Genomic DNA, 25,782 nt, shown 5'->3' on the forward strand with positions numbered 1-25,782 from the left:
AATATAAGATATCTGTTCAAATTATAATCTTTTTTGGATTTAAAGTAAAGCAGTTACTTTTCTAATAAGCTGAGAAATCAAGAAGTTAATCTTGGGTCTGTTAATTCATCCTGAATTGAACCTGTTTGAGATTGTTCGGGGCTATTTTTAGGGCTCTTTTCCATAAGAGAGATGAAAAGCCAATGAGAAACAAACACACAATAATAAATAAATCATAATACAAAAGAGAACCAAATTTTAGTGATGCAGGAGGTATAAAAGTAACCGCTAGTGAAATTGTAATGCCTATAAATCCAAGAATGGAGGAGGCAATAATTAACCAATAAAATCGTTTTTTTTCTTGCCACGCTAATCGGATTGCCCCTGCAAACATACACCCGTACATGAATAAATACATTTGAGTTGCTAAAGTAATCATGAACCAGTATGACGCATTAATACTCGGGAATAATAAAAAAAGAGTGCTAATAAAAGATACGCCACATGCTTGAATCAGCAAAAATTTAGCAGAGGATTGATGTGTCGTATTCGTGAGTTCATTGCTGGCGAATATTAGACCTTTGAGGGGGGAGATAAGCCAACTATTGGCACAACCAATACATCCGAGGACAATTAAAATATTAACAATCAAGCTTAGGTTGGCAAATTGAATTTGAGTAAAAAATACTTCAAACAATGCGGGAATACCGCTAATCAGATTCAATTGTTTTGGGGAAAGCAGCATCGCTAAAGTCAATGAGCCAAACAACATTGTAGTAAAAATAATCAGCACTGAGAATGCAATGGCTTTAGGCAAAGCTCCTGGTCTACATTCTTGAGTATGAACTCCAGCAATTTCAATCCCGCAAAAAGATAGAATAATAGCGGTTAGAGATGTCCATGAGTCTTGATGGGAAGAGGGGATAAGTTTTAAAGGTTGAGGATGAAAGATCATCCAAAAAGCGCCTATGGCTAAAATTAAAACAAACGGGAGCAACAGTCCAAATGTAGAGCAAAAAACAGTCACTCGATGAGACAAGTAAAAACCTTTAAAATTCACCCAGGTTAAGCACCAGATGAATAGATTAATCAGAGAGAAAAGTAGTATTTTATTTTCAATAAAATATGGGTTGATACAATATAAAAGTGTGCCCGCGATAAAACTGAAAAATGTTGGATAGATAAGGATATTTTGCATCCACTGAAACCAAATAGCGATAAAGCCCACATCTTTACCTAGACTATTTTTTACCCATCCATAAATTCCCTCATGTGATCTAGAGGAAAACCATGCTGCAACAATTGCACTGGGTAATAAGAAGAAAGATAAAGCCAGCCCAAAATACCAAAAAATATCCGTTCCAACTAATGCTGCAGCAGGTAGATTCCGAATACTATCTACTGAACCGACAGTCATCAAAGTTAAACTAAAAGCAGTTAGCTTTTTATTCATTAAAATCTCAATGATAAACAGCTTAAACCACCATCGATTTTACGGAACTCACTTACATCCACGGTGACCACTCGAAAGCCTAAATTGCGCACCATTTCAGTAGTATGATGAAACCCTTGAGGCATAATGACCGAATTATTGACTCTTATACAATTCGCTGCATAAGCTTCATGATCGGAAACAGCTAATTGTTTGAATGACTTAAAAGCCGGGTGATCAACTAATTCACCATGGACGAGCAGGTATCCATTCCCCAAAGAGGAAACACCTGTTTTTAAATGTAGGAAATTTTTAAGCTCGATTAATACGCTTTTATAGCCATACTGAGCTAACAAGGAAGTCAATTGTCGTGATCCCTCTTGATTAGTACGCTGTGAAATTCCTATGTAAAAAACATCTTCAATTTGCATGACGTCGCCAGCTTCCAATGTTCCTGGAGCCTCTATCTGATGAATACGTTCCTTATAAAAGGTCTGAATGCAGGGCTTAATTAAATCAACTTCTCCTTGTCTTGATAGGGCACCGGGTCGAGTCAGGATTGCAACCTTATCAGTCAGGAGCGCTGGGTCCTCTACAAAACATGAATCAGGAAAGTCGTCTACTGCAGGTAAGGCAGTAACTTCCAAACCACACTCTATCAGTGTATTCAGGTAATTTTGATGTTGCTCTAGAGCCCTAATGTAATCTGGGCGACCGAATTCTATGGTTGATGTCAAGCCATGAATCATGTTGGAAGAGGGTGTGCGTACTATTGCCTGGTGAAACATAATAAATCCCTTTTATAAATAGAGTTGGCCTCTGTTGATATGCTGATAGTCACAAATCTCATCCCTCAAATCAAGAGGAACCGTTCGTAAAAATAAATATTAATGGTTTGTAGTGGTTTTGTTCTTTATTAGTCAGATTAGCCCGCATCAGCAGGGGATTTGGGTCGCCATACCGAGTGAGGCGAAAAAACCACGCGCAGTAACACCCTGTTACAAAATGGAGAATCGTCGCTTCATTCGGGATGAGGTATGTGCGCCATTGGATTATGCTGTGCTAATTAGACTGAGATCACTGCTGCTCCAGTAAATCGTCCATAACGCAGGTCATCGAGTGCTTGATTGACTTCAGTCAATGGATAAGTATGAATCTCGGTTCTAACAGGAACTTGAGGCGCTAATGATAAAAATTCTTCTCCATCTTTTCTCGTGAGGTTTGCAACAGAGCAAAGCGAGCGCTCACCCCAGAGAAAATCATAGGGAAAACTGGGTATATCACTCATATGAATTCCAGCACAAACTACGATCCCACCCTTTATCGTATTGCGAAGCGCAAGGGGGACGAGTGCGCCAACAGGTGCAAAAATGATTGCAGCATCAAGAAGATGAGGAGGGGATATATCTGAATCGCCCGCCCATGTTGCTCCAAGTTTATAGGCAAACTCTTGGGCTTGGTGGTCTCCTGGGCTAGTAAAAGCATATATTTTACGCTTTTGATTTTTTGCTATTTGAATCAAGATATGAGCTGCTGCGCCGAAACCATATAACCCTAAGTGCTCAGCATGATTGGTTTTTAATAAAGCACGATAGCCAATTAATCCGGCACAAAATAGTGGTGCCGCTTGATAATCTGAATAGCCATCAGGGATAGGAAAACAAAACCGATGATTCGCAACACAATATTCTGCAAATCCACCGTCAATTTGATAACCAGTAAAACGAGCTTGATCACAAAGATTTTCACGCCCTGACAAACAAAATTGACAGGTCTCGCAACTTCCACCCAGCCAAGGAATACCGATTCGTTGGCCGATTTTAAAATGGGTCACTGAAGAACCGACGCTTTCAATGGTACCAACAATTTGATGACCAGGAATAAGAGGAAGTTTAGGGTGTTCTAATTCCCCATCGACAACATGTAAATCGGTACGACAAATACCACAGGCATGCACTTTGACGAGCACTTCATTTTTTTGAGGGACAGGTTTTTCTACCTGTTTATAGACCAATTTATGCCCCGATTTTTCTAGAACCATAGCATGCATCATCATTTTCTAAAGTTTCCTAATATCAAGTAGTATCGATAAAAATAGTATGGGAATATCAATTAAACTGTAGACTAAATAATGAAAACCGTTTTGCTTGACAAATTACTTTTGTATATCAAACTTATTATGGTGTATTTTTTAATATGAATACGAAATTATATTGAACGGAGTCAATAAAATGAATACGCTATTAAAATGGAAGAAAGGAAACCCCTTAGCAGAACATTCTCAACATCCTTTTTTAAACCTGCAAAACGAAGTTGATAAAGCATTCCGAGATTTTTATGATATGTTCGGATCCAGTAGGGGCTGGGAACAATTCGAGAACCTCAATTTAATGCCTTCAATGGATGTTGTAGAGGATAAAGATCATTTTACCATTCAGATGGAAATGCCAGGTATGGACGAAAAAGACATTAGCGTGTCTTTTAATGGTAACATACTCACTATTACTGGTGAAAAATCAAGCTCTAAAAAAAATGATAATAAAAAATACATTTCTCGAGAAATTAGTTACGGTAAATACGAACGCTCGCTCTCTTTACCTTCAACCGTTGATATCGACAAGGCTAAGGCCAGTTTTAAAAAAGGAATGCTTTGGGTTGAGTTGCCAAAAAAATCCGAAGCAAAAGGGAAGTCTCGTGATATAAAAGTAGAACAAGCAAAATAAATAACTAATAGCCCCATTGTCCTTATGGGGCATTATGCTTCGCTTTGCATTGACTGATTTTCCTTCGAAGCGGATTTTTATAAACATTTATTATGACAGGCATGCACATGGGTTATATAAAAAATCGCGTCTTTGATGAACTAAAGATTGGAGAATCAGCAAGTCTAGTAAGGACATTAACTAAGGAAGATATTGACCTTTTTGCGGTTATGTCTGGCGATGTAAATCCTGCACATGTCGATGCCGAATATGCTAAACATGATATGTTTCATAAGATCATTGCTCATGGGATGTGGGGAGCATCACTTTTATCTACAGTTTTGGGAACAGAGCTTCCTGGTCTTGGCACCATTTATTTAGATCAAACTTTAAAGTTTAAACATCCGGTCACTTTAGGCGACACAGTCACAGTGACTCTTGAGGTAGTTAAAAAAATACCGGAAAAGCACATTGTTGAACTTGATTGTAAATGTATAAATCAGTCGGGGGAAATGGTCATTAGTGGTCTTGCGCGGGTCATAGCGCCCACCGTGAAGATGAAAAGAAAACGCATAGACCTTCCTGAAATACAACTTAAACCAAAACAAGACCATTGGTATCATCGTTTAATCATGGCGAAGGACGATTTAAAACCACTTGTAACCGCTGTAGTTCATCCAGTAGATGTATTGTCAATTAAAGGTGCCATTGCTTCCGCTGAAGAGGGATTAATTACACCTATTCTCGTTGGCCCTAAACAAAAAATCCTTGATGCTGCAAAAGAAGCTGACGTTGATATCACAGCTTACGAACTCGTTGCCACAGAACACAGTAATGAAGCCGCTGAAATAGCGGTTAAACTCGCTGCAACCAAAAAAGTTGAAGCAATAATGAAAGGGAAAATTCATACTGAAGAACTGATGAAGCCGATTGTTTCCAAAGACAATGGCTTGCGAACAGGTCGTCGTATGAGCCATGTATTTTCTCTTGATGTACCTAATTATCCAAAACCAATTTTTCTTACTGACGCAGCAATTAATCTTTTTCCTAATCTAAGGGAAAAGTGTGATATTGTGCAAAATGCTATTGATTTGTTCCATGCACTTGAATTGGGTACCCCTAATGTGGCTATTCTTTCTGCAGTTGAAACGGTAAATGAAAAAATTCCATCGACTCTCGATGCGACCGCATTGTGCAAAATGGCTGAACGTGGGCAGATAACTGGAGGTGTTTTAGATGGTCCTTTAGCATTCGATAATGCTATTTCTATCGATTCAGCACGTGAAAAAGGCATTTGCTCCCCAGTTGCTGGTAATGCGGACATCTTGGTTGTTCCCGATGTTGAGTCAGGTAATATGCTTTACAAACAAATGACTTATTTATCAGGAATTGAAGCTGCAGGAATGGTATTAGGTGCACATGTTCCCATTATCCTCACCAGTCGTGGCAGCAATGAATTATCACGAAAAGCATCTTGCGTTATGGCTTTATTATATGCACGAAGAAAAAAATAATGAAATTAAATCAAATTGATGAAGTCATTCTAGTCATAAATGCAGGCTCTTCCAGTATTAAATTTAGCCTTTTTCTCTCTTCATTAACTTTAATCTATCGTGGTGAAATTGAATGTATTTTCGATGCGCCACAAATTACAGTTTCTAACGCGAAACAGGTACAAATTGTTAAAGAATCCATTTTATCGTCTGGTTATGAATCGGCATTAAGTTATTTATTTGAATGGATAGCGCAGTTACCTGCTGATTACCTTATAAAAGCGGTTGGGCATCGGGTGGTTCATGGAGGGAATTTTTTTGATCATCCGGTCCTAATCAATGCGGATTCCATTGAAAAATTATCCTCATTAAATCCTTTGGCACCCCTTCATCAACCATATAATGTTGCCATCATAAAAAGTATTTTGAAGCTTTATCCTGAGATGCGGCAAGTGGCTTGTTTTGATACGTCATTTCATCGAACACAAGATAAACTGGCAACTCTTTTTGCTATACCTAGAGAGTTAAGTGAGGAAGGGATTGTTCGCTACGGTTTTCATGGTATTTCTTATGAATACATTGCTTCGGTATTGCCTGAACCAATAAAAAATAAAAAAGTAATTGTCGCTCATCTTGGAAATGGTGCCAGTATGTGTGCTATGGAGTATGGTAAAAGCGTTACAACTTCTATGGGGTTTACAGCATTAGATGGTTTGGTTATGGGAACCCGCTGCGGGGGCATTGATCCTGGAGTAATTTTATATTTGCTACAAGAAAAGAAATTATCAGTAGAAGAGGTAAATACCATTCTTTATAAAAAATCTGGTCTTTTGGGGGTTTCTGGGATCAGCAGTGACATGCGCGAGCTGCAATCAAGTACAGAAGCCAAAGCTGTTGAAGCCATCGATTTATTTTGTTATCGGGCAGCACGAGAATTATGTGCTCTAGCCAGCAGCTTACAAGGATGTGATGCGATCATTTTCACTGCGGGGATAGGTGAACATTCTGCACTGGTAAGAAAAAAAATATGTGAACGTTTGGGTTGGTTGGGTGTTCTGTTGGATGAACACGAAAATCAACAAAATGCTGCAGTGATTAGTCATCTTCAAAGCAGAGTTTATGTAGGCGTCATCCCTACAAATGAAGAATATATGATCGCTAAACACACATTAAATGTAGTATCTTAGATTGAGCCAAAATGGTGGTAGATCACTACTTCTCGAGTACTGCGAAGGATCTCCAACCTGGATCCAGGGGGACAATATGCGATCGCTTGCTTCGCTCAAGATGCTGGGGGATTGCTTACTGTGGCATATTGCCAACTGATCCAAGTGTTCAACACATAAATTATCTGGAGTGTTATTTATGTTTCAGTGGTTTTTTAGATTGCTTTTAGTCATTTCAGGATCAATTGCGAGCTGGTTCGTGGCACGTGATGAGCTCAAGTTTCCTATTGTTCAAATGGTGATAGCCGTCATTTTATTTACTCTTTTTATAGGGATTATTGCTTTTTGGCCTGAATTAAAAAATTGGTTGAAGCGAATTAGAAAAGATCATTAATTGAAAGAGGTGATATGAACTCTAATTTTCAAAATCACTCATATCCATCAATTCATGTTAAATGAAATCTGATCATTATCGTTTGCACGTTTTTATAAAAGGGATTAATTTATTGAAAATAATAAATAAATTTAGGAGAAATTAATGAAAAAACAACATTCACAGGGATTTTTGACACTAATCGCCGAAACTAAAAAACATATCAAAGAAATCACACCAAAAGCTTTAAAAGAAAAAATTGAATCAAAAGAACCCATGTTTCTTATTGATGTTCGTGAACTTAATGAATGGGAAACAGGTTATATTCCAACTGCAATACACTTAAGTAAGGGCATAATTGAGCGAGATATTGAAAAGAAAATTCCTAATTTAAATGACCAGGTTGTTGTTTACTGCAGCGGGGGTTTTCGGTGCGCACTGGTTGCCGACAATTTACAAAAAATGGGGTATACCCAAGTTTACTCATTAGATACTGGATTACAAGGTTGGCTTGACGAGGGGTACTCCTTACAAAAATAAATTTTTTTGAATTTTTTTCTTTAAACACCAGCGAATAGTTTCTCCTCTCCCATCCCCTCAGTATCACTGACTACAGTTTTGAGCTTTTATAAGTTCAAGATGGAAGAGGGGGAGGTGAAGCAGAATATCGACACTAAAGCGCTCATTGCCTAAAACAATGAGTAGTTTATCAACAAAAAACCTAGCGTTAGATGTGACATTTTATCCATTAATCTCTAATTTGACTCCAGGGGAGAGACTATTTCTCTTCTTGATTTCTAATGACAACCATTTTGATAGCAAGATTAGGTCTGATTCTTTGATTTATTGTTTTGTATCGACACTCCTCTTTAGTTTCGTGTGATTTTTGACCTTTTTGGTTCTTAATTAATAATTAGTTAATAAATTTAGCTTATAATCCACCTTTTTGTAAAAATAATAGCCACGGGGATTGATTTGGTTATTTTTGATTATATGCGAGATGATTTATGCCAGTTATAAAAAAGTCAATATCAGAAAAAAACACCATTACAACTCGTCCTGATATTTGTACTCCTACTATTTGTATGAAAAGCAAATTACCAGCTGAAATAGTAAATGAACATTTCCATAGGCTACAATCCACTATGGTTGACCGCCGCAATCCAGAGCTTCCTGGAAGTAAATCCTTAATGAAAGCAGCAAGAGCGCATGCCATTCTTAAAACAGGTACAAAAATAAATTTATTAACCGCAACTGGGATCAGTGAAGCGGATTTACCGCCAAAACATGGGACAGTCTATATAAGCTCTCCACGAGAATTAACCATTAAGGCAACCTGGAAAAATAAAAACCAAGAACGTGCGGTAAGTGGTCGGGATGCAAGTGTTTTTGGTGGTTTGGGAGTATTGATAATCCCATCCGATATTCATGTGGTTAATATTCCCAAAATGAATGCGCAGAGTGTGCCCACATCGTTTTTAGCAAAATACGGTGCCGAACTGATTCCTCTAGAACAATCATTTATTCTGGACGCTGTAGATGAGCCTTCATTACAAAACTTATATTTGATTGAATATCAATGGAATGCTGACTACATTCAAGACTATGTAATGAAGATCAGAGGTGGTGGTGGATTATTTGTTGAAACTCATCCATTTCCTCATGTTTTTACACCTTTATCCCCAGAGTGTAGTGGAGCATTGATACTAGGAGTAGAACGTGATGATGGAGCTTTTGATTTTGCTGCATTTGAAATTCCATTTGGCTATACCATGAAAATTGCTAGTAATGTAATTCATGGAGATTCTTTTTTTGTCGGACCTTATGCTATAGCACTAACTGAAACAGAATTAGCTGACTCCGTTATTTTAAAGCAGAGTACACCTGACCGTTCCATACAACAAGTAGTTCAAACGCCTACTCAAATGGTTACATATAACTTATTGGATGAAAATCGATTGGCTTCTAAGGTTAATCATAAAATAATAATGGATAAAATTCGCCATGAAGGTGTCTTAGGAAGCCGTTTGGGCTTTTTTAAAGCACAGCCTGGTGAAAAACGAGCAGAGATTGACCCTTCAAAAGATATTGCCCTGACTCAAGTACAAGCGTTTTGATGAGTCTTGGTTATTAAGAATATTCTTTTGCAGATCTAGTACTCATAAAGTGAATCGTATAATTACTGTTCCAATGCCAAGGTGTTCCCTGACTTGTTGTAATCACAAAGGAATTCACTCTTTTGGCATCTAATTGATTATTCTTCTCATAGAGCATTGAAAATTCTGTTGTATTTTCAATGAGTGGAGTGAGGAGAAAAGACGATTTTGCCATATTTGCAACCAGTCTATAGCGTTTTGTTTCACCATTTTTTAGGTTTAAACTAATGAATAATTGCTGTGGTTTAAAAAAAATGGTCGCTAGAGTTCCCCAAATTGTGGGTTTCAAATCAATCGCAACAAAGAGTAGCTGGCTCTTAGGCAAGGGCACCAGCTCACCCAGGGTATGGACTTCGCTTTTTAATAAAGACAAGTTGACCTCATGCAGGTATTTCTTTTTATGAAGAAATAGAACATTTCGATTTAAACGAATCGGTTGATAATTGGCTAACAATAAAGGCCAACTTGCGCCATCCTCTAAAGAAGGAACGCGTTGGTCAATGGGTTGAATTTTAAAAATAATATTATCAGGCCTATGGAGTCCTTGAAGATGTTTTTTATTGTCTTTAGCCAAATTTTGATTAAAGACAGAATAACTTTGGAATACGGGACGCGGAGACCAGCGGTTGTGTGAAGAAAGTAAATAGGTTTGATCATAGGAGTAAATATCAGTCGTCCCATGTAAAACAGGGAAGGCTGCTTGCTCGCGTAAAAAATCCATAGTAAAAATATAGTTTTTTTTAAGCCAAGAAGGATCTTGTATTCTGCTTTTTAGGCCATGCCATGCTGAAGAGCAGGAGGATATGAGGTTGTTTCGGATTGATATGCCGGTATAGTGGCTATTAATAGAGTACCAGCTATTGAATGAGATAAAAATGAGTAGAAGACTCACTCTGAAATTCAAAATAAAGGGTAAAAATAGTGTTGCTAATAAAATAGAAGTCCCGGGTATAAAGGCATGGCCTAAATGACGGGTAAAACCTGTTTTAAAAGAAACAAATAGAAACGCAAAATAAATTCCGAGCAAGAATATTTTTGCGGCAGCAGGCATCTGTTTTTGACATGAAATAGCCAGGAAAATGAATAAGCAAGTAATTAAATACAATATCACTTCATTCATATTTCCATCTGTGGACATTGCTTCAGTAAAGCTTGAGGCGATACAGAGTGTGCTAGTGAGATAATCAGGCAAAGATGCGAGTGGTTGTCCTGCTGCAAGCCAAAAGGTAATCATTGATATTAAAGGTGAGACAAGGCATATCAATGCTAGTTTTTTGTTATCCTGGGTGCAAAAAAAGGTAAAGCACAAAAAAAGCACAAGAATGCATAGAATGAGCATAGACCCCTTAATTAGTGCAAGTAAGCCAAATGGGGCAAATAGAAAAAAAACCAGCAATAAAAGAGATTTATTTGTAAGCCTATCTCTACATTCTGGGGAAATGATTCGTAAGCTTATTAACCCTGCAAGTAATGGATATGAAAAAAATAATGAGTCTCGAGCGTAAACCATGCCTAAAAGGGGTACGCAATAAGCGAGAAACCAATACCATCGCTTTCCTTTCATTAAAAAAAGAAGGCAGAACCACAAAGATACGGCTAGGACAATACACCCGATAATCATCAGGAAATCCGTAGCAGGGTGATAGGCTTTTGTGTAAAGAGACGAATAGGGGCCGAGCGTAAAAATTATTTCTCGGCCAAAAGCTAATCCTTGAGCAACCGCTTGATTTAAACCAAGAGCCCAAGAAGGATCAATCCCTGGCGCCGGCATTTTAGGAGAAAAAGGAATGAAAATGCACATGATAGTCAGTAATAGCATCAGCTTGCATAGAAAAGCCAAAAACACATTTGTTTTTTTGAGTGCAATTATTTTTGATGTATTACTCAATGTACGCTTCCGTAACTTTAATTTTAGCTAGTGTAACTTATTTTTTTATTAGAGAGTAAATTGAAGATTAGTTCATTAGCACTTTATAAGTGCGGAATTTTATGAGTGAACCGCATCGAATAATGGTTTTATTGTGATTCGGAGTCTGGATTAATCTAACTTAACTGTCACCCCGAGGGTAACAAGTGATCTACCATCCCAATACAGGGCTATAACATGGAGATCCCTCAATGAGCTCAGGATGACGGTGAGCTGGCTGCAGCTCGGCTAATTGCTGTGGGCTATACAATCTGTTCCAAAAATCAGAACAGCAAATTTAAGCCTAAAGAAACGGTATCGGAAATATCCGGTGTAGTACTTTCATTCTCGAGTGTTTTAAATGCTCCGTAATTGTGTTCGTTTTCATATTCAACAAATATACTTAATCCGGGTATAAGACGATAATACGGTCTTACTGTGTAGCGCATTTGATTCAAGCCACTGCCAATTTGAGCATGAACAACTGTTTTAGTCGCTAAAATACTGCGAATTCCTGTCCTGATTAAAAAATTATTGGTAATTAGTGTGTCGCGAGATAATTCAATATCAAATTTAATACTGCCACCATAAAAGTAAGTTCTTATGTCGGTGTCGATAAAAAAGGGCATTAATCCTTCCAGACCAAGGCCTGCTTGCCAATAGGGCTTATTGGCCGGTTGATTAAAATAGTTTGCTCCCCCTTTTATGGCCCAAAATTGACTGATTAAATGCCAGTAAAAGATGTCTATATCTGCATTTTCTAGCTCCCTCTTATACATTTCAGCATCCTTGATAAATAATTGCAGTTTATTATAATCAGGGCCAAACATGCCTTTGTAGGTAAGGAGCTGTGAATTGTGAACAGGATCAGCACCTACATCTAGAAAATTTGATAGCCAAAGGCCAGCGCCATGAGCCATGGGGTGTTTCACCAAATCCAGATTAATCGGCTTAATGGCTTCGTCGACTCGTATTATGGGGCGGTTGTAATACGAGGTGTCTTTAATGATATGTTTCGGCTGAGTTTTGTCTTCGGCTATTTCAATAATGGTTGTATATTGGAAAACGCGGTTCATTCCAGTCATCATGTGATAAAGCATATGACAATGGAAAAACCACTGGCCACTTGCATCGGTATCTACATCCGCTGTGATTGTTGCTCCGGGTGGAATATCAAGCGTATGTTTTAGCGGATCAAAAGTGTCTTTTCCAGTACGAACAATAAACCAATGGCCATGGATATGCATTGGATGATGCATCATCGATGGATTTGTAAATACAAAGCGATAACGTTTACCCGGTTTTAAAGGTATCGGTTTTGCCTTATAACCAGGTACTCCATTAACAAACCAAATATATTGGCCCATATAGCCAAACAATTCCAAATTAATGACTCCCTCTACAGGTTTATTAGGATCATTAGTCGGGACCGCAGCGGTCAAATCGCGATACTTTGTGTCCATTGAGGTCATATAGGATGAGGTGCTAGGTGCTATTGTATCTTTAAATCGAGTTGGCTCCGTTGGCATTTGCATGTCCATCGAGTGTCCCATAGGCATATTATGATCCATGTGCATCGAGTGCTTATGCTGTGAGGAAAGTGCATTGTCTTGTTTTTTGTGTGTTATGGGCAAATTGCCTTGATACATACCTCCCATCATGACGTTCATCATTTCTCTTGTAACCGGGATGGGCTCACTGAACGGTTTAACTTGAGCATAGTCGACTGTTTGATCAGGCGCTGTTTTAAGAGCGGCATAGACAGTGCCTACAGTATCTTTTGAACCCGCATAAATAATATAAGGTTTATTTTTTTCTATTTTTACCAATACATCATAGGTTTCAGCAGGGGAAATAGATAACTCCTCACTAGAATAAGGTTTTACGTCGTTTCCATCCGCTTGTATTACTGTCATGTTCGAATCAGGTATTTTAATACGGAAAATCGTGCTGCTTCCTGCATCAATAAATCGCAAGCGGACAATATCACCTATTTTAACTGGAGCAGTCCACGGATTGTCTTTAGGATGTCCGTTTATCAAAAATGCATCAAAGGCAACGTCACTAATGTCATAAATGCTCATGCGCATTCGCTGCATGCTTTTATAGTCATCAAGAAGTTTTTGTCGTTCATTTTTTGATGCTTTTCGGTAATCATGGATAAATTTTGCCAGGGATGGTTGAAGAGGAAAGCGCGGTGCATAATAGTCTCCGGATTTTTTTAAATGAGCTAAAACCTGTTCCGGTTTGGTATTAATCCAATCAGATAATACGACTACGTAATCTTTAGTGTAGGTGTAATGAGGTGGTTTCTTAGGAGCAATCAAAAAAGCACCATATAATCCCTGTTGCTCTTCCAAGCCAGCATGGGCATGATACCAATAAGTACCTGATTGTTTTAAAGTAAATTGGTAGTGAAAGGTACTACCTGGAGGAATTTCAGTTTGAGCCACACCTTCTACACCATCCATTTGCCATGGAACCAAGACACCATGCCAATGGATCGCTGTTCCTTTATCAAGATGATTGGTAACATTTATGGTTACCTGATCACCCTCTTTAAAATGTAATGTGGGTGCAGGGATTTGATTATTTACTGCAATAGCTCTGACTGATTTGTTAGTAAAGTAGACTGTTTTGTAACCAATATCCAAATTGACAACTTTAGGTGCTGCGAATGTTGAAAACGAAACTAAAAAAAATGAAATGAGACAACTTAAAGCAATCCAATAATATTGTTTCGATTGAACTTCATGAATATTATTTAACATGATGCATTCCATGAATATAAGGTTGATCTTCTGTGCTTAAACCCAGTCCTAAGGTCTTATAAATTTGTACAATATCTTGCAGAACAAGAGCTTGTTGCGTTGCAAGATTGTAGTTCGTTTGCAGTGCCCCTAGATTTGTCGTTAAGAAACTTGAATCATCGACGAGCCCTCCTTTATATTGAGCGGCGGTAATTCTTAATTTATCTTTAAATATTTTGGATTGTTGTTGATAAGATTGTAAGGCTAAATAATCTTTTTGATAGGAGGATAAAGCATTGTCCACTTCGCTAATTGCATTGATTACGATATTTTTATAATTTAAAAAGGCAGATTCAAACTGATATTTGGAGCGTTTGTATTCGCTTATTCTTAAGCCAAAATCAAAAATTGGCTGCAAGATATTGGTTCCGTAATTCCAGAAAATACTGCCACTGGAAAGAAAGTTTTTTAAATTGGGGCTGGAAAAGCCATAGTTACCCGTCAAATTAAATGAAGGCAAGAAATTAGCTATATTTTGTTTTTCAAGATAACCGTAAGCAACCACTTGATAAAATGCGCCACGAATATCAGGACGTCTGCATAAAACAGCAGCGGGTATATCTTTGGGGACTAGCCCAGTGAGTGATTGATTAATGAGTAAGTTATTGATTGAAATATTAAAATGTTCTGGATATTGGCCAAGTAAATAAGCCATTGAATTCAGCAGTATTGCTTTTTGTTTTTTAAGACTGCTGATATTGATTTTTATCGATTCTATTTGATTTTTTACATCATCAACAGATTCAGCATCGACAAGACCGCCTTTGAATTGGCTCCTAGTTAGTTTTAAGAGCTCATTAGAGAAATAAATTTGTTGCCGTAAATTAGCTAAATTTGAATTTAAGGCAAGAATTTGAAAATAAGTATTGACTACATCACTTATTAAAGTGAGTTTAATCACATCACTATTTGCAGCGCTAACCACTGTATTCGCCTTGGCTTGGTTGACGCTGTTATGAATTTGATTCCAAACATCCAGCTCATAACTGGCTGATACGAAACCTTCTATCGAAGTAAATGGGCTTGAGAAATTTCGTAATGGAACGGATGGGTTCGTTGAACCTAAATTATTTGCGGTGCCAAATGTGTTAATTGCGTTTTTAGATAGTTTAATTCGTGTTGCGTCAAAATTTAAATTAACTTGCGGCAGTAAGGCAGAGGCGGCTTGAGTCACATAAGTCTGTGAAATTTGAATGTTTTTGATCGCAATCTGATAATTTAAATTTTCTTTGATTGCCCAAGCGACCAATTGGTTCAATTTGTTATCGTGAAAATTTGTCCACCATGAATTGTTTATATTTTTATTTGTCAATTGGATAGAGGTTTTAAAGTGTTTAGGTACCTCTAAAGGAGCAATTTTTGGTTTTTGATATAATGTACAGTTGTTCAATACGAATAATGTTAAAAGGAAAAATAATGATTTTATTAGATTCATTTTTTTCCCTTGATGTAAATATCAACTAATTGTCCTGGGAAAATATTAATGTCCTCGGGTTTACTAAATTTAAATAGGACAGGTAGGACTCTTACATCAACACGTTCTGTTCGCTCATTGGAGAGTTGAATATTAGGTATCAAATAGGGTTGAATTTTTATGAATTCGAGGGGTATACCTCGATTCGATATTCCGCGTACAAACATAGTCGCTTCAAGATGAGAGGCGCTTGGTAGTGTAGGAACTAGAATTTCATCTACAAAACATCGCACTTCCATGAACGGTTTGGTCACACCCATTTCAACGACAGGGAGCATGGCTTGTGTATAGGTATCAAAACGACCTAAAGGAGAACCATAATCTCCTAATGCAACGCCTACACGCAAAATAATCCCATCAATAGGGGATCTAAGAGTATATTTATCAAGCAGCGCCTTGTCGGCATCATATTGCTTTTGTGCAACATGGACGTTTTCTATTTGTATTTTTACTGCGTTAATTGCATTGTCTAGAGCATTTTTGCTCACTGATTTGGGATCTAATAGATAAGATTTACGGTTTTTTTCTAATTGTTGTTGTAAATTTAACAAGCTGGCTTGTTGATAGCGTATTTGAGCTGCATCCTTTGCAACCAGTTCTTTTTGTATTGAATCATCCAGCGTTAGAATTGGATCCCCTTTTTTAAGGTATTCTCCTTCTTGAGCAAAAACTGCAGTTATCTCTCCAGAAACTTGAGGGTAAATATTAACATTTTGTCCAGTAGGTTGATGACTTTCAACAATTCCTGTTGCATAGATTCCTTTTTCATAAGGATTATAACTTACTGTAATAGGATTTTCTGGCTTGATCTTTTCGTTATAAATAATCACGCTTCCAATACCCGCTAAAACCCCCAGGCAAGCGATAAGGAACAACGTTCGTATACTCATTGAGAACCTTCCAATAGTCTTCCATCTTCCATAGTAATAATGCGAGTTGCAAAATCAAAAATTCTATTATCATGCGTCACTATAATAATTGCACGCGTGTCACTTAAAATATTCTCTTTAATGAACGTGATAATATGCTTCCCAGTTTCACCATCTAAAGATGCTGTGGGTTCATCAAATATAAGTAATTCTGGTTCTGTAATAATTGCCCGAGCGATGGCGACACGTTGTTGCTCCCCTATGCTTAACTTGTAGGGAGGAACTAAGATCCGGTGGCTTAGTCCAACAATTTCAAGGGCTTTTTTTGCTTTTTCCAGTGCTGCAATCCAGGAGACTCTTTGGAGAATGAGTGGTATTGCTACATTTTCTTGACTCGTTAATTTAGGAAATAAATGAAAGTCTTGAAACACGAAGCCTAGTGAGTAGAGCCTGAAATCAGCTAATGCATCATCATTAAGCTGCCAAATGTTTTTTCCCTTAACGAGCACATATCCCTCATTAGGTCGAAGAATTCCTGAAATAATACTCAACAGCGTTGTTTTTCCTGAACCTGATGGGCCGATAATGTAGAGCATTTCTCCAAAATCAAGTTCAAAACAGACATCCCTTACTGCATAAGTTTTATTGTTACCCGTACCAAACCATTTAGTTAAATTGAAAGCCTGTACAATCATCCCTAACCTCGAAAAATATCAAATGGATCAATACGAGTTACTTTTCTTATTCCTAAGTAGCTTGAAAAAGCAATGATAACAATGACCATAAAAAAAGAGAAAACTAAACTCGGATAGGTCACTAGTGAGGCATAGTTAGATAGCCTAAGCTTTGCTAATGCAATTAACACGGAAGATAACAGTACACCAAACCCGTATCCTAGAAACCCTATAATTCCTGATTGGAAAAAGATCATTTTGATCATTTCATTTTTTTTTGCTCCAATCGCTTTTAAAGCGCCGTACTCCTCAATATTTTCCAGAACAAAGGTGTAAAAAGTTTGACCGGCTATGGATAAACCCACAATGAAACTGATTAACGTCATGATCAGCAAATTAGTTCCTAAACCCGTTTCATATAAATAATAGTTTTTATTCTTCTTCACAAATTCCTGGCGAGTGACTGCAGAATACCCCAATTTTTTTACCTGCTCTTGAATGTAAGGAATATCTTGAGGCGATTTGGGCTCCAAAAGAATGTAGGAAATAGTGAAACGAGTGGTTGGTAAATCTGAAATAGCTCGGGAGTAAGTAGTATATAATGTGGGTGTACCAAATAACCCATTAACTAAGGCCTTACCCAATGCAATGACAATCGCTCTATGGTCATTGACTTCAAACGTTGTACCTATTTGGGGACTATCTAATTTGTAATATTCAGTGTCTTTGATTGCAATATAAGCATCATTACTAAAAATGGCATTAATATTGCCATCAATAAGTTTAGGTCTGCCAAGCAATGTTGAATCATCCAAACCAATTATCGTAGTTGCTTGGTATGTTCCCGTTCTTAATTTAACAAGGCCTTGTCCTGAGTAGAGCGGAGCAGCATATTTTACTCCTTTAATACTTCTCACTACATCAAGAACATAATTTGGCATAGGGATATTATCCGTTTGAATTTTGACTGAGGGATCCATGACCCAAACAGAAGAGCCTATATTAAGAATGGTTGCAGAGGTTCTCTGCATAATCCCAGAAAATACAGAAGTCATTTGCATCATGAGAAAGACAGCAAACGTAATCCCTACAATTAAAGTAAAAAATTTCCCCTTGTCATTTACTAAAAGCTTCAGAGCAATCCGTATCAATCCATCTTTCATTTTGGAAACATCCTTCTCCCTTAAAACCGACTCCAGCAAGGGATATTTTTACTTAAATTTCATTAGCATATTCGTTATTTTGAGTAATTTCTACAGAATAAGGATTTATAAATTTCAGATTTGTACCATAATTTAAAAGAAATATTTTAAATTTTAAGAGACTCATTTATGTCTTTATCCAGGGATGATAAAGGACGTCTGATTGGTAAAACCGTACAAATTCATGGTTCTGTTGTAACCATTGCTTGTGAGGTTTTACCCCCATTGCATCAAGCACTTAAAATAATTCGAAAGGATGATACTTATATTTTGGAAGTTCATAAACATATCGATCATGAGCATGTGATGGCTATTGCATTACATCGAACTTCAGGGCTACAACGAGGCTTGGATGTATTTGACCTGGGAGTCCCACTTGAAGTCCCGGTTTCTATCCATTCATTAGGTAGACTTCTTGATGTGTTTGGTAACCCTTTAGATGGATTTGACCTAATACCCACATGCGAATCGCGTCCCATTTTATCAAAATCACCACCCATTGAAGGCATAACAACACCTCAAACAATTTTAGAAACCGGAATAAAAGTAATTGACTTGCTTTGCCCTGTAGTCCAGGGAGGAAAGGTGGGATTATTTGGTGGTGCAGGAGTTGGCAAGACGGTACTTTTGATGGAGTTTATGCATGCGATTATCAAAATTCATCGCGGAGCTTCTGTTTTTGCAGGGATTGGAGAGCGGGTACGCGAGGGCCATGAATTATGGCGTGAAATGCAAGCAGCAGGTTTAATGGATAATACGTTAATGGTATTTGGGCAAATGGATGAATCTCCATGTGTTCGATTTCGAGTGGGTTTGTCCGCACTCACTAATGCAGAATATTTACGAGATACATTACAACGTGATGTCTTGTTTTTGATTGATAATATTTATCGATTTGTCCAGGCTGGGAGCGAAATATCAGGGTTGCTAGGAAGAATGTCGGCTAATGTAGGCTATCAACCAACTTTAATGACTGAAATAGCAGAAATCGAAGAACGTATTAGCTCTTCTTCTCAGGGCGCAGTCACTTCTGTTCAAGCGGTTTATGTCCCTGCTGATGATATGAGCGATCCAGCAGTTGCAGGAATTATTACCCATTTGGATTCAATGGTGGTCTTAACCCGTTCACAAGCTGGAAAAGGCATATATCCTGCGATTGATCCTTTGCTATCTAAAAGTAAATTTATGAATATTGCTGTATTAGGGCAGCGCCATTATTCAATCGCACAGGCAGTAAGGGAGCATCTGTCACATTATCGTGAGTTAGAAGATATTATTTCTATGATAGGAATCGATGAATTGTCCTCAGAGGATCAGAAAATTGTTTTAAGGGCTCGCAAATTACAACGTTATCTCACGCAACCATTTCACGGTATGGTCGAAAGAACGGACATTCAAGGGGTATCCGTACCACTGGAAAAAACATTACTGGATTGTGAGGCATTTTTAAACGGTAAGTTTGATTATTTGACTGAAGAGCAATGTTATATGAAAGGCTCCTTATCTGGAGTTGATTAAATGGCAACATTTACGCTGCATTTACATAGTGCCCTACAAGAGGAACAAGTTAACGGGGTAGTGAGTTTTATTGGTGAGGATGATTCAGGACAGTTTGGCTTATTAGCCCATCATACGCGAATGATGACTTGCTTAAATTACGGATTAGCCCGATTTCGTTATGAAGAGGGTAAAACGGAATATTTAGCAATACCCAGTGGTTTGCTCTATTTTATTGATAACGATCTTCATATTTTAACAAGACATTACATTCGTTCCCCAAGCTGTCAGGATATTTTGTTTGCTATAGATCAACAGCTGCAAAGGGAAGAAAAAAAGTTAATAGCTATTAAAGAAAGCATTCATCGATTGGATTATGAAATGGTAAAGAGCTTATTAGAATTAAAGAACAAGGATTGGCATGACCTCTAAGAACTCTCAGAACAAACTCAGAAGCAACGTAGAGAAATCCGTTGTTAAAATAGAAAAGTCAAAAAAAGAATCCCCTACAATTTTGGCGCAAACCATTTTTTTAGGGACGTTAGGAATACTATTTATTCTACCCATAATTATAGGCGCATATTTGGGCGTATGGCTGGATAATAAATTGCATGGTTATTCTATTGCATGGACAATTAATTTGATTCTTATTGGCGTTTTTGTAGGGGCGCTTAATGTATATTTATTTATAAGGGATAAATAATAAGCTGTTTTATGCGCCGATGAATCCCCTCTGCGCCTTGTGATAGAGGGGTAGGGGGAGGGTTCATTAGTTAAAATTAATGCTCTCATCCGCCCTACGGGCACCCTCTACCCACGGTGAGAGGGGAAGTTACTTATGGGATACCGTAGGGTTGTACCGAAGGAGACATCATGAAATGGAGAGCCGATTAATGTTGACTCAAAGTATATTAACCAGTTGGTTACTTATTTTAATTTTATTGATATGGGCTTGGTTATCTGGGCGAAAATTAAAAGAAAGGCCAAGCTCATATCAAGTGGTTACTGAAGGGATTTATTTGGCAATGTATGATGCAGTAAATGAGGTATTGCCTGAGCATGTTGAACTAATATTTCCTTTTGTTGCTACTCTATGGCTTTTTATTGGGTTGTCCAACCTAATTGGAGTAATTCCTGGTTTGAGTTCTCCTACAGCAGACTTATCAGTTACATCAAGTCTTGCTATCGTAACTTTTTTTTCCGTTCATTGGTTTGGTATCCGTGTTGAAGGAATTAAAAATTATTTACGGCATTATATTTTACCCAGTCCTTTGTTACTGCCTTTTCATTTAATTAGTGAGCTATCACGAACATTGGCATTAGCAGTACGATTATTTGGTAATATGATGAGTCTGCAGTTAACTGCTATGATTGTACTTATGGTTGCAGGATTATTGGCTCCTGTCCCTATTTTAATGCTGCATTTATTAGAAGCGGTTATCCAAGCGTATATTTTTGGAATGCTTGCATTAATTTATATTGCGAGCGGGATTCAATCACAGGTAATACGAAGAGAAAAGGAGTATCTTCATGGATAACATGAGTTGGTTTACCTTGGTGTCCACGGTTGTGGCTGGTTTGGCTATTGCCTTAGGAACTATGTTACCCGCCATTGCAATGGGGCGAGCAATTAGTAAAGCACTGGATGCAATCGCCAGGCAACCCGAAGCAGAAAAATCAATAACACGCACTCTATTTATTGGTTTAGCAATGATTGAATCCTTAGCAATCTATTGTTTGGTGATAGTATTGATTATTTTATTCAGAAATCCCTTATTGGCTTATTTAGTCAATCATTAAAGAGGATTGGAAAATGGAATTTTCCTGGTCAAGCTTTATTCTGGAGTTGATTAACTTTATTGTTCTTGTATGGATTTTAAAGTTTTTTTTCTACAGACCAGTTCAGCAAGTTATTTTAAAGCGCAAGCTGGCAGTGCAAAATGATCTTGATAAAGCACAGGCAATGTATGATGAAGCCAATAAATTACAAGAACAGTATACAAATCGTTTGCAAATTTGGGACCTGGAAAAAGAACAGGAAAGGAAAAAAGTTGAACGCTCACTGGAAGATTGGAAAATAAGTCAGCAAGAGGCCTTTAAAAAAAACTTGGCTCAAGAAAAAGAAAAAATGATAGAGCAAGAAAAGCAAAAATTGTCCTCCATAATCAATCAGAATGCGCATGAAGCGCTAATTAACGCCAGCAAGTTTTCCACAAAATTTTTGCTGAATTTTGCTGATATTCATCTTGAAAAAATATGCATTGATAAAACGATTACTGAGTTGTCCTCTTTGTCAGAGGAGAAAACAACCTTATTACAGCAGGGTTTAAATGAAAATAAAGAGATTATCATTGAGAGCGCGTTTTCCTTAGAGGAACAGCAGAAAAACACGATAGCTCATACTATCCACAGTAAATTTGTTGTGCCCACGGTGTTAGTATTTAAACAAAATCCGGAGCTGCTTGCAGGATTAAACATTAAAATAGGTCATTTTTTTTTACAAGCCAACTTGCGTGATGAATTAGCCTTTTTTGCGGAAACTGAAAATGAAAAAAGCTAAACAGGGGAGACCTATCTTGGCTCACGCTCATCTTAGAGCCGAAGGAACACCACACAGTTTGAGAATACAGCAGAAGAAGGTGGAGTCCTATGCTTTTAAGGTACGAATGCAAGAGTTTGGCTCCATTAGTTCTGTTGGCGATGGAATTATCTGGATACAAGGGTTACCCTCTGCGGCAATTGATGAAATTTTGATTGTCGAAGACGGAAGTAGGGCCATGGTTTTCCATCTAACGGAGCATCTGATTGGTGCTATTTTGTTGGAGCAATCGGATGTAATTAAAGCATCGATGCGAGTTTTTCATTACAGTCGCTCACTAAGTATTCCGGTTGGCGATCGTCTTTTAGGACGAGTCATTGATCCACTGGTACAACCCCTTGATGGTTATGAAGCACCTCAGTGTCTCGAGTATGGTTTGCTTGATGTTCTTTCACCACCAATTACACATCGTGATTTTATTAATCAGCCACTTTATACGGGTAACAAGATAATTGACAACTTAATTCCCATTGGTAAAGGACAGCGAGAATTAATTATTGGTGATAATGGACTAGGTAAAAGTTCGTTAGCGCTGGATATCGTTATTAATCAAAAAAATAAAAATGTACGTTGTATTTATGTCTTAATTGGACAAAAAAGATCAACTGTTCTTACCACTATTCAGTTGCTCAAGGATACACAAGCACTAGAATATACAACCGTTGTTGTTGCTGAGGCGTCTGCATTACCTGGTTTGCATTATCTCGCCCCCTTCAGTGGTTGCGCTATTGCCGAATATTGGATGAAGACCGGTTATGATACCTTAATTATTTATGATGATTTGAGCGCCCATGCGAATAGTTATCGTGAGCTTTCGCTCTTATTGAGACAACCTCCTGGAAGAGAGGCATTTCCAGCAGATATTTTTCACCTACATGCACGATTACTAGAACGTTCGAGCTGTCTTTCTCCTGAACTGGGTGGGGGCACCATGACCGCTTTCCCCATCATCGAAACCAAGGAAGGGGAGATTGCTACGTATATTCCAACCAATTTGATTTCAATTACTGATGGACAATTATTTTTTAATGAACAGCTTTTTTCAGGTGGATTCTTACCGGCAATAGATATTACACGTTCTGTCTCACGTATAGGGGGTAGAGCGCAACATCCACAAATCAAACGGGAAGCGAGTAAAATCAAACTCGATTATATGCAATTTATTGATTTGGAGGTGTTTACCCGCTTTGGATCTAAACTCGATGAAGCGATGGAACTTCAGGTCCAGCGTGGACGGATATTGCGTGAAATTTTAAAACAAAATCAATTGTCCCCACTCCCTATTGAGTTTCAGCTTGCTTGGCTTATTGGATATAACGAGGGTTTTTTTAATGAAATAAAACCTGATGAACTAACAAAATATTTAAACAAGATTGAACAACAGGTGTCTCACTGTGATTTGACATTAGATAGCCCCAGAGAACAATGGAAAAATAAAGTTTTTAACTGGTTGACCCAAACATGACAAAAAAAGCGCGCTTTAAAGCGCACCTGCAAACTCTAGATAAAATTGGTACCATGATGACTGCCATGAGAAATCTTTCATTCATTGAGATGAATAGGGTGACTAAATGTCTTGCGACTCAAGAAAAAATGAATGCAATGATTCAACAGATAGGTATTGATTTTTTATCAAGTTATCCGCAATTACTCGCTCAGATGGAAGTTGTTGAGTCCAATGTATATATCCTTATAGGGGCAGAACGAGGATTTTGTGGTAGTTTCAATGATAATCTTATACGTTATTTGGAGACACATTTAGTTCATCATTCAATAAAGAATCCAAAAATTATCATAGTTGGACAAAAATTGGCTGCTAAAATGATGGATGACCAACGAGTAATCCAAGTTATAGCAGGTCCAAATACCGTAGATGAAATTTCAAATATTATTTTAAATGTAATCAATGCCTTAACTTTGGTTTTTACTGAGTTCAAGCTCAGTACCTGGAATATAATTTTTAATAAAAAAATTAAAACCAGGGTAGAGGCCACCGTTAAACAGCCTTTTACGGAATTTAAGAATATAAAAAAATCTGATTTTAAGATTTCACCTCAGCTCAATTTATCTGACCAACAATTCATGATTGAATTGATGAATCAGTACGTTTTCTTTATGTTGTATTCACTTTTTTATCAATCGTTTTTTGCTGAAAACTATAATCGTGCAAATCACTTAGATAGCGCACTAGAGCGGTTACAAAAAAAAGTGACTTGTCTTACGCATAGCATTAACTTATTACGACAAGAGGAAGTGACTCAAGAAATTCAAAATATTATGCTCAGTACGCAAATTATTTTAGAAGAAATCCATAATGAAATAGGCAGTTGAGTTGAAGAAATGACCTGCGTCATCTCAAGAGCAGCGAGAGATGCTAACGGGGGGAGATACTTGCCATGCGAGGCAAAGAGGAGGAGTGTTCGTAACTAGGCTTACCGTGAATAAGGTCTAATTTATGTGGTAAATCTTGCAGGTGGTGGTGCTGATGACATTTCGGCTTCATCATCTGATGTTATTTCAAGATCATAAGTCTTTTGAATTAACGCAGCCTCAGTTTTTGCTTCATTGGTAGCAGTTTCTAATTCTAGTGGTGACAATTGTAAATATTTTTGTGATCGGAGTAATGCTTGTGAAAAATTAGTTATTTGTCCATTACTGGCTTCTGATAAGGATTTTCCTTGATACGCATTATTGATCATTGGATGTGAATAAGATTCCAATCTTTCAGCAACACTTATTGCTTTAAATGATAGATGACGTAAATTCAGTCCAACTAGGCTGGGTTGATTTTCGTAGTTAAGTAGCTCTTGATAAGTATTTCCTAAGAGTAAATAACCCGCAGATAAGTAATATTTTGCAGCGACTTGAGCATAGAGGATTACTTTTCTAGCAATGTCTTCATTGAACTCCTGTTTTAATAAATCTAATCCACCCTGGCATAAGGCATTTAAGGCAAAAAAACACCCATAGAGACCTGATGCTGCTAAAAACTCTTCGGCATCCCTATAAAATTCATCAGTGTGTTCTTTATCCTTAAAAGTATTTCTATAAATCTCATAGAGATACAACCCTTTTAATAGATCAAAACATGAGGCAACGGTACACATTGGTTGATATTCATGAACTGGTAAACCATTTTGTTCCGCTCTTTCTTTAGGGTTTACGCCGCAAAGACGCCATAAATCTTCCCAGTGTGATTTTAATTCGGGTGATTTACAGATTTTATCGATTTCTGGATTGATCATTGCAAGCTTGAACAGTAAGTCATGATCGAGATTTTTAATCACTCGATAAAAAAAAACAGGATTCAAGCTCTTTTTTAAGCTCAAAATTTTGATTTGCTGGTCTTTTTCTCGATCGTTTAACTCAAGAAACTTAGTTAGTTTCATGCTTACATCCAATTTAAATGACTAGGTACTGATAGTAAATTACTGGAATTTTTTTACAAAT

At 37.5% G+C, this 25,782-nt stretch carries 24 protein-coding genes; 14 read left to right on the plus strand and 10 right to left on the minus strand.

What is annotated here, in order from left to right:
• Positions 1-100: 100 nt before the first annotated feature.
• The 3 genes from OQJ13_RS00385 to OQJ13_RS00395 form a co-directional block, all read right to left on the minus strand.
• Positions 101-1,432: an APC family permease gene (locus OQJ13_RS00385; protein WP_265708367.1), complete on the minus strand. Its 1,332-nt coding sequence runs from the start codon at positions 1,430-1,432 to the stop codon at positions 101-103.
• Positions 1,432-2,199: a dimethylarginine dimethylaminohydrolase family protein gene (locus OQJ13_RS00390; protein ID WP_265708369.1), complete on the minus strand. Its 768-nt coding sequence runs from the start codon at positions 2,197-2,199 to the stop codon at positions 1,432-1,434. Before OQJ13_RS00390 ends, OQJ13_RS00385 begins: the two co-directional genes overlap by 1 nt.
• Positions 2,200-2,477: 278 nt before the next feature.
• The gene (locus tag OQJ13_RS00395; protein WP_265711857.1) at positions 2,478-3,461 is read right to left on the minus strand and encodes a zinc-dependent alcohol dehydrogenase family protein; all 984 of its coding nucleotides are present in this window, start codon (positions 3,459-3,461) and stop codon (positions 2,478-2,480) included.
• A 181-nt stretch (positions 3,462-3,642) separates the two neighbouring features.
• Between OQJ13_RS00395 and OQJ13_RS00400 the strand changes: the two genes are divergently transcribed.
• The 6 genes from OQJ13_RS00400 (at position 3,643) to OQJ13_RS00425 (ending at position 9,262) form a co-directional block, all read left to right on the plus strand.
• Positions 3,643-4,134 carry an Hsp20/alpha crystallin family protein gene (locus OQJ13_RS00400; RefSeq protein ID WP_265708370.1) on the plus strand — a complete coding sequence of 164 codons (492 nt, stop codon included), beginning with the start codon at positions 3,643-3,645 and terminating at the stop codon, positions 4,132-4,134.
• Between the two features lie 107 nt (positions 4,135-4,241).
• Positions 4,242-5,627 (plus strand): bifunctional enoyl-CoA hydratase/phosphate acetyltransferase, encoded by a 1,386-nt coding sequence (locus tag OQJ13_RS00405; RefSeq protein WP_265708372.1) that lies wholly within the window; start codon positions 4,242-4,244, stop codon positions 5,625-5,627.
• The gene (locus OQJ13_RS00410) at positions 5,627-6,793 is read left to right on the plus strand and encodes an acetate/propionate family kinase (protein WP_265708373.1); all 1,167 of its coding nucleotides are present in this window, start codon (positions 5,627-5,629) and stop codon (positions 6,791-6,793) included. Before OQJ13_RS00405 ends, OQJ13_RS00410 begins: the two co-directional genes overlap by 1 nt.
• Positions 6,794-6,971: 178 nt before the next feature.
• Complete coding sequence (locus OQJ13_RS00415) at positions 6,972-7,166, plus strand: hypothetical protein (RefSeq protein WP_265708374.1); 195 nt, start codon at positions 6,972-6,974, stop codon at positions 7,164-7,166.
• A 144-nt stretch (positions 7,167-7,310) separates the two neighbouring features.
• A complete protein-coding gene (locus OQJ13_RS00420) occupies positions 7,311-7,685 on the plus strand; it encodes a rhodanese-like domain-containing protein (RefSeq protein ID WP_028380595.1) in 375 nt (124 codons plus the stop codon).
• Between the two features lie 467 nt (positions 7,686-8,152).
• A complete protein-coding gene (locus OQJ13_RS00425) occupies positions 8,153-9,262 on the plus strand; it encodes a hypothetical protein (protein ID WP_265708376.1) in 1,110 nt (369 codons plus the stop codon).
• Positions 9,263-9,275: 13 nt separating this feature from the next.
• Here OQJ13_RS00425 and OQJ13_RS00430 read toward each other — a convergent pair whose 3' ends face one another.
• The 6 genes from OQJ13_RS00430 to OQJ13_RS00455 all read right to left on the minus strand — a co-directional run bounded on the left by OQJ13_RS00430 (position 9,276) and on the right by OQJ13_RS00455 (position 18,197).
• The gene (locus OQJ13_RS00430; RefSeq protein WP_265708378.1) at positions 9,276-11,189 is read right to left on the minus strand and encodes a hypothetical protein; all 1,914 of its coding nucleotides are present in this window, start codon (positions 11,187-11,189) and stop codon (positions 9,276-9,278) included.
• Between the two features lie 302 nt (positions 11,190-11,491).
• The gene (locus OQJ13_RS00435) at positions 11,492-13,978 is read right to left on the minus strand and encodes a multicopper oxidase domain-containing protein (protein WP_265708381.1); all 2,487 of its coding nucleotides are present in this window, start codon (positions 13,976-13,978) and stop codon (positions 11,492-11,494) included.
• Entirely contained in the window at positions 13,968-15,452 is a 1,485-nt protein-coding gene (locus OQJ13_RS00440) for an efflux transporter outer membrane subunit (protein WP_265708383.1), read from the minus strand. The genes OQJ13_RS00435 and OQJ13_RS00440 overlap by 11 nt, the downstream gene beginning before the upstream one ends.
• Positions 15,449-16,381 carry an efflux RND transporter periplasmic adaptor subunit gene (locus OQJ13_RS00445; RefSeq protein WP_265708385.1) on the minus strand — a complete coding sequence of 311 codons (933 nt, stop codon included), beginning with the start codon at positions 16,379-16,381 and terminating at the stop codon, positions 15,449-15,451. Before OQJ13_RS00445 ends, OQJ13_RS00440 begins: the two co-directional genes overlap by 4 nt.
• On the minus strand, positions 16,378-17,055 hold the full coding sequence (locus OQJ13_RS00450; protein ID WP_265708386.1) for an ABC transporter ATP-binding protein: 678 nt from the start codon (positions 17,053-17,055) through the stop codon (positions 16,378-16,380). Before OQJ13_RS00450 ends, OQJ13_RS00445 begins: the two co-directional genes overlap by 4 nt.
• A gap of 2 nt (positions 17,056-17,057) precedes the next feature.
• Positions 17,058-18,197 carry an ABC transporter permease gene (locus tag OQJ13_RS00455; protein WP_058387672.1) on the minus strand — a complete coding sequence of 380 codons (1,140 nt, stop codon included), beginning with the start codon at positions 18,195-18,197 and terminating at the stop codon, positions 17,058-17,060.
• 168 nt (positions 18,198-18,365) lie between these two features.
• Here OQJ13_RS00455 and atpD point away from each other — a divergent pair, with 168 nt between their 5' ends.
• From atpD to OQJ13_RS00495, 8 genes are all read left to right on the plus strand, one after another.
• On the plus strand, positions 18,366-19,754 hold the full coding sequence (atpD, locus tag OQJ13_RS00460) for a F0F1 ATP synthase subunit beta (RefSeq protein WP_265708389.1): 1,389 nt from the start codon (positions 18,366-18,368) through the stop codon (positions 19,752-19,754).
• The gene (locus OQJ13_RS00465; RefSeq protein WP_265708391.1) at positions 19,755-20,165 is read left to right on the plus strand and encodes a F0F1 ATP synthase subunit epsilon; all 411 of its coding nucleotides are present in this window, start codon (positions 19,755-19,757) and stop codon (positions 20,163-20,165) included.
• The gene (locus tag OQJ13_RS00470; RefSeq protein WP_265708392.1) at positions 20,155-20,436 is read left to right on the plus strand and encodes an AtpZ/AtpI family protein; all 282 of its coding nucleotides are present in this window, start codon (positions 20,155-20,157) and stop codon (positions 20,434-20,436) included. The genes OQJ13_RS00465 and OQJ13_RS00470 overlap by 11 nt, the downstream gene beginning before the upstream one ends.
• Before the next feature lie 190 nt (positions 20,437-20,626).
• Positions 20,627-21,271, plus strand: coding sequence for a F0F1 ATP synthase subunit A (locus OQJ13_RS00475; protein WP_265708393.1), 645 nt, complete (start codon positions 20,627-20,629; stop codon positions 21,269-21,271).
• Positions 21,264-21,533: a F0F1 ATP synthase subunit C gene (locus OQJ13_RS00480; RefSeq protein WP_028380582.1), complete on the plus strand. Its 270-nt coding sequence runs from the start codon at positions 21,264-21,266 to the stop codon at positions 21,531-21,533. Before OQJ13_RS00475 ends, OQJ13_RS00480 begins: the two co-directional genes overlap by 8 nt.
• Positions 21,534-21,546: 13 nt before the next feature.
• Positions 21,547-22,293: a F0F1 ATP synthase subunit delta gene (locus OQJ13_RS00485; protein WP_265708394.1), complete on the plus strand. Its 747-nt coding sequence runs from the start codon at positions 21,547-21,549 to the stop codon at positions 22,291-22,293.
• The gene (locus tag OQJ13_RS00490; RefSeq protein WP_265708395.1) at positions 22,280-23,797 is read left to right on the plus strand and encodes a F0F1 ATP synthase subunit alpha; all 1,518 of its coding nucleotides are present in this window, start codon (positions 22,280-22,282) and stop codon (positions 23,795-23,797) included. The genes OQJ13_RS00485 and OQJ13_RS00490 overlap by 14 nt, the downstream gene beginning before the upstream one ends.
• On the plus strand, positions 23,794-24,663 hold the full coding sequence (locus OQJ13_RS00495) for a F0F1 ATP synthase subunit gamma (RefSeq protein WP_265708396.1): 870 nt from the start codon (positions 23,794-23,796) through the stop codon (positions 24,661-24,663). Before OQJ13_RS00490 ends, OQJ13_RS00495 begins: the two co-directional genes overlap by 4 nt.
• A 122-nt stretch (positions 24,664-24,785) precedes the next feature.
• Here OQJ13_RS00495 and OQJ13_RS00500 read toward each other — a convergent pair whose 3' ends face one another.
• Positions 24,786-25,721, minus strand: a complete 936-nt coding sequence (locus tag OQJ13_RS00500) for a DUF5630 domain-containing protein (protein ID WP_265708398.1) — start codon at positions 25,719-25,721, stop codon at positions 24,786-24,788.
• Between the last annotated feature and the right edge of the window lie 61 nt (positions 25,722-25,782).

This window comes from Legionella sp. PATHC035 (assembly GCF_026191115.1).
In the GTDB taxonomy this organism is placed as follows: domain Bacteria; phylum Pseudomonadota; class Gammaproteobacteria; order Legionellales; family Legionellaceae; genus Legionella.

What these genes read in the sequence shown, in the direction of transcription:
- OQJ13_RS00485 (WP_265708394.1), top strand. Translation starts at nt 21,547, where the DNA reads ATGGAATTTTCCTGGTCAAGCTTTATTCTGGAGTTGATTAACTTTATT.
- OQJ13_RS00490 (WP_265708395.1), top strand. Translation starts at nt 22,280, where the DNA reads ATGAAAAAAGCTAAACAGGGGAGACCTATCTTGGCTCACGCTCATCTT.
- OQJ13_RS00435 (WP_265708381.1), bottom strand. Translation starts at nt 13,978, where the DNA reads ATGTTAAATAATATTCATGAAGTTCAATCGAAACAATATTATTGGATT.
- atpD (WP_265708389.1), top strand. Translation starts at nt 18,366, where the DNA reads ATGTCTTTATCCAGGGATGATAAAGGACGTCTGATTGGTAAAACCGTA.
- OQJ13_RS00395 (WP_265711857.1), bottom strand. Translation starts at nt 3,461, where the DNA reads ATGCATGCTATGGTTCTAGAAAAATCGGGGCATAAATTGGTCTATAAA.
- OQJ13_RS00495 (WP_265708396.1), top strand. Translation starts at nt 23,794, where the DNA reads ATGACAAAAAAAGCGCGCTTTAAAGCGCACCTGCAAACTCTAGATAAA.
- OQJ13_RS00390 (WP_265708369.1), bottom strand. Translation starts at nt 2,199, where the DNA reads ATGTTTCACCAGGCAATAGTACGCACACCCTCTTCCAACATGATTCAT.
- OQJ13_RS00425 (WP_265708376.1), top strand. Translation starts at nt 8,153, where the DNA reads ATGCCAGTTATAAAAAAGTCAATATCAGAAAAAAACACCATTACAACT.
- OQJ13_RS00400 (WP_265708370.1), top strand. Translation starts at nt 3,643, where the DNA reads ATGAATACGCTATTAAAATGGAAGAAAGGAAACCCCTTAGCAGAACAT.
- OQJ13_RS00500 (WP_265708398.1), bottom strand. Translation starts at nt 25,721, where the DNA reads ATGAAACTAACTAAGTTTCTTGAGTTAAACGATCGAGAAAAAGACCAG.
- OQJ13_RS00415 (WP_265708374.1), top strand. Translation starts at nt 6,972, where the DNA reads ATGTTTCAGTGGTTTTTTAGATTGCTTTTAGTCATTTCAGGATCAATT.
- OQJ13_RS00475 (WP_265708393.1), top strand. Translation starts at nt 20,627, where the DNA reads ATGTTGACTCAAAGTATATTAACCAGTTGGTTACTTATTTTAATTTTA.
- OQJ13_RS00410 (WP_265708373.1), top strand. Translation starts at nt 5,627, where the DNA reads ATGAAATTAAATCAAATTGATGAAGTCATTCTAGTCATAAATGCAGGC.
- OQJ13_RS00405 (WP_265708372.1), top strand. Translation starts at nt 4,242, where the DNA reads ATGGGTTATATAAAAAATCGCGTCTTTGATGAACTAAAGATTGGAGAA.
- OQJ13_RS00385 (WP_265708367.1), bottom strand. Translation starts at nt 1,432, where the DNA reads ATGAATAAAAAGCTAACTGCTTTTAGTTTAACTTTGATGACTGTCGGT.
- OQJ13_RS00420 (WP_028380595.1), top strand. Translation starts at nt 7,311, where the DNA reads ATGAAAAAACAACATTCACAGGGATTTTTGACACTAATCGCCGAAACT.
- OQJ13_RS00465 (WP_265708391.1), top strand. Translation starts at nt 19,755, where the DNA reads ATGGCAACATTTACGCTGCATTTACATAGTGCCCTACAAGAGGAACAA.
- OQJ13_RS00445 (WP_265708385.1), bottom strand. Translation starts at nt 16,381, where the DNA reads ATGAGTATACGAACGTTGTTCCTTATCGCTTGCCTGGGGGTTTTAGCG.
- OQJ13_RS00455 (WP_058387672.1), bottom strand. Translation starts at nt 18,197, where the DNA reads ATGAAAGATGGATTGATACGGATTGCTCTGAAGCTTTTAGTAAATGAC.
- OQJ13_RS00480 (WP_028380582.1), top strand. Translation starts at nt 21,264, where the DNA reads ATGGATAACATGAGTTGGTTTACCTTGGTGTCCACGGTTGTGGCTGGT.
- OQJ13_RS00470 (WP_265708392.1), top strand. Translation starts at nt 20,155, where the DNA reads ATGACCTCTAAGAACTCTCAGAACAAACTCAGAAGCAACGTAGAGAAA.
- OQJ13_RS00450 (WP_265708386.1), bottom strand. Translation starts at nt 17,055, where the DNA reads ATGATTGTACAGGCTTTCAATTTAACTAAATGGTTTGGTACGGGTAAC.
- OQJ13_RS00440 (WP_265708383.1), bottom strand. Translation starts at nt 15,452, where the DNA reads ATGAATCTAATAAAATCATTATTTTTCCTTTTAACATTATTCGTATTG.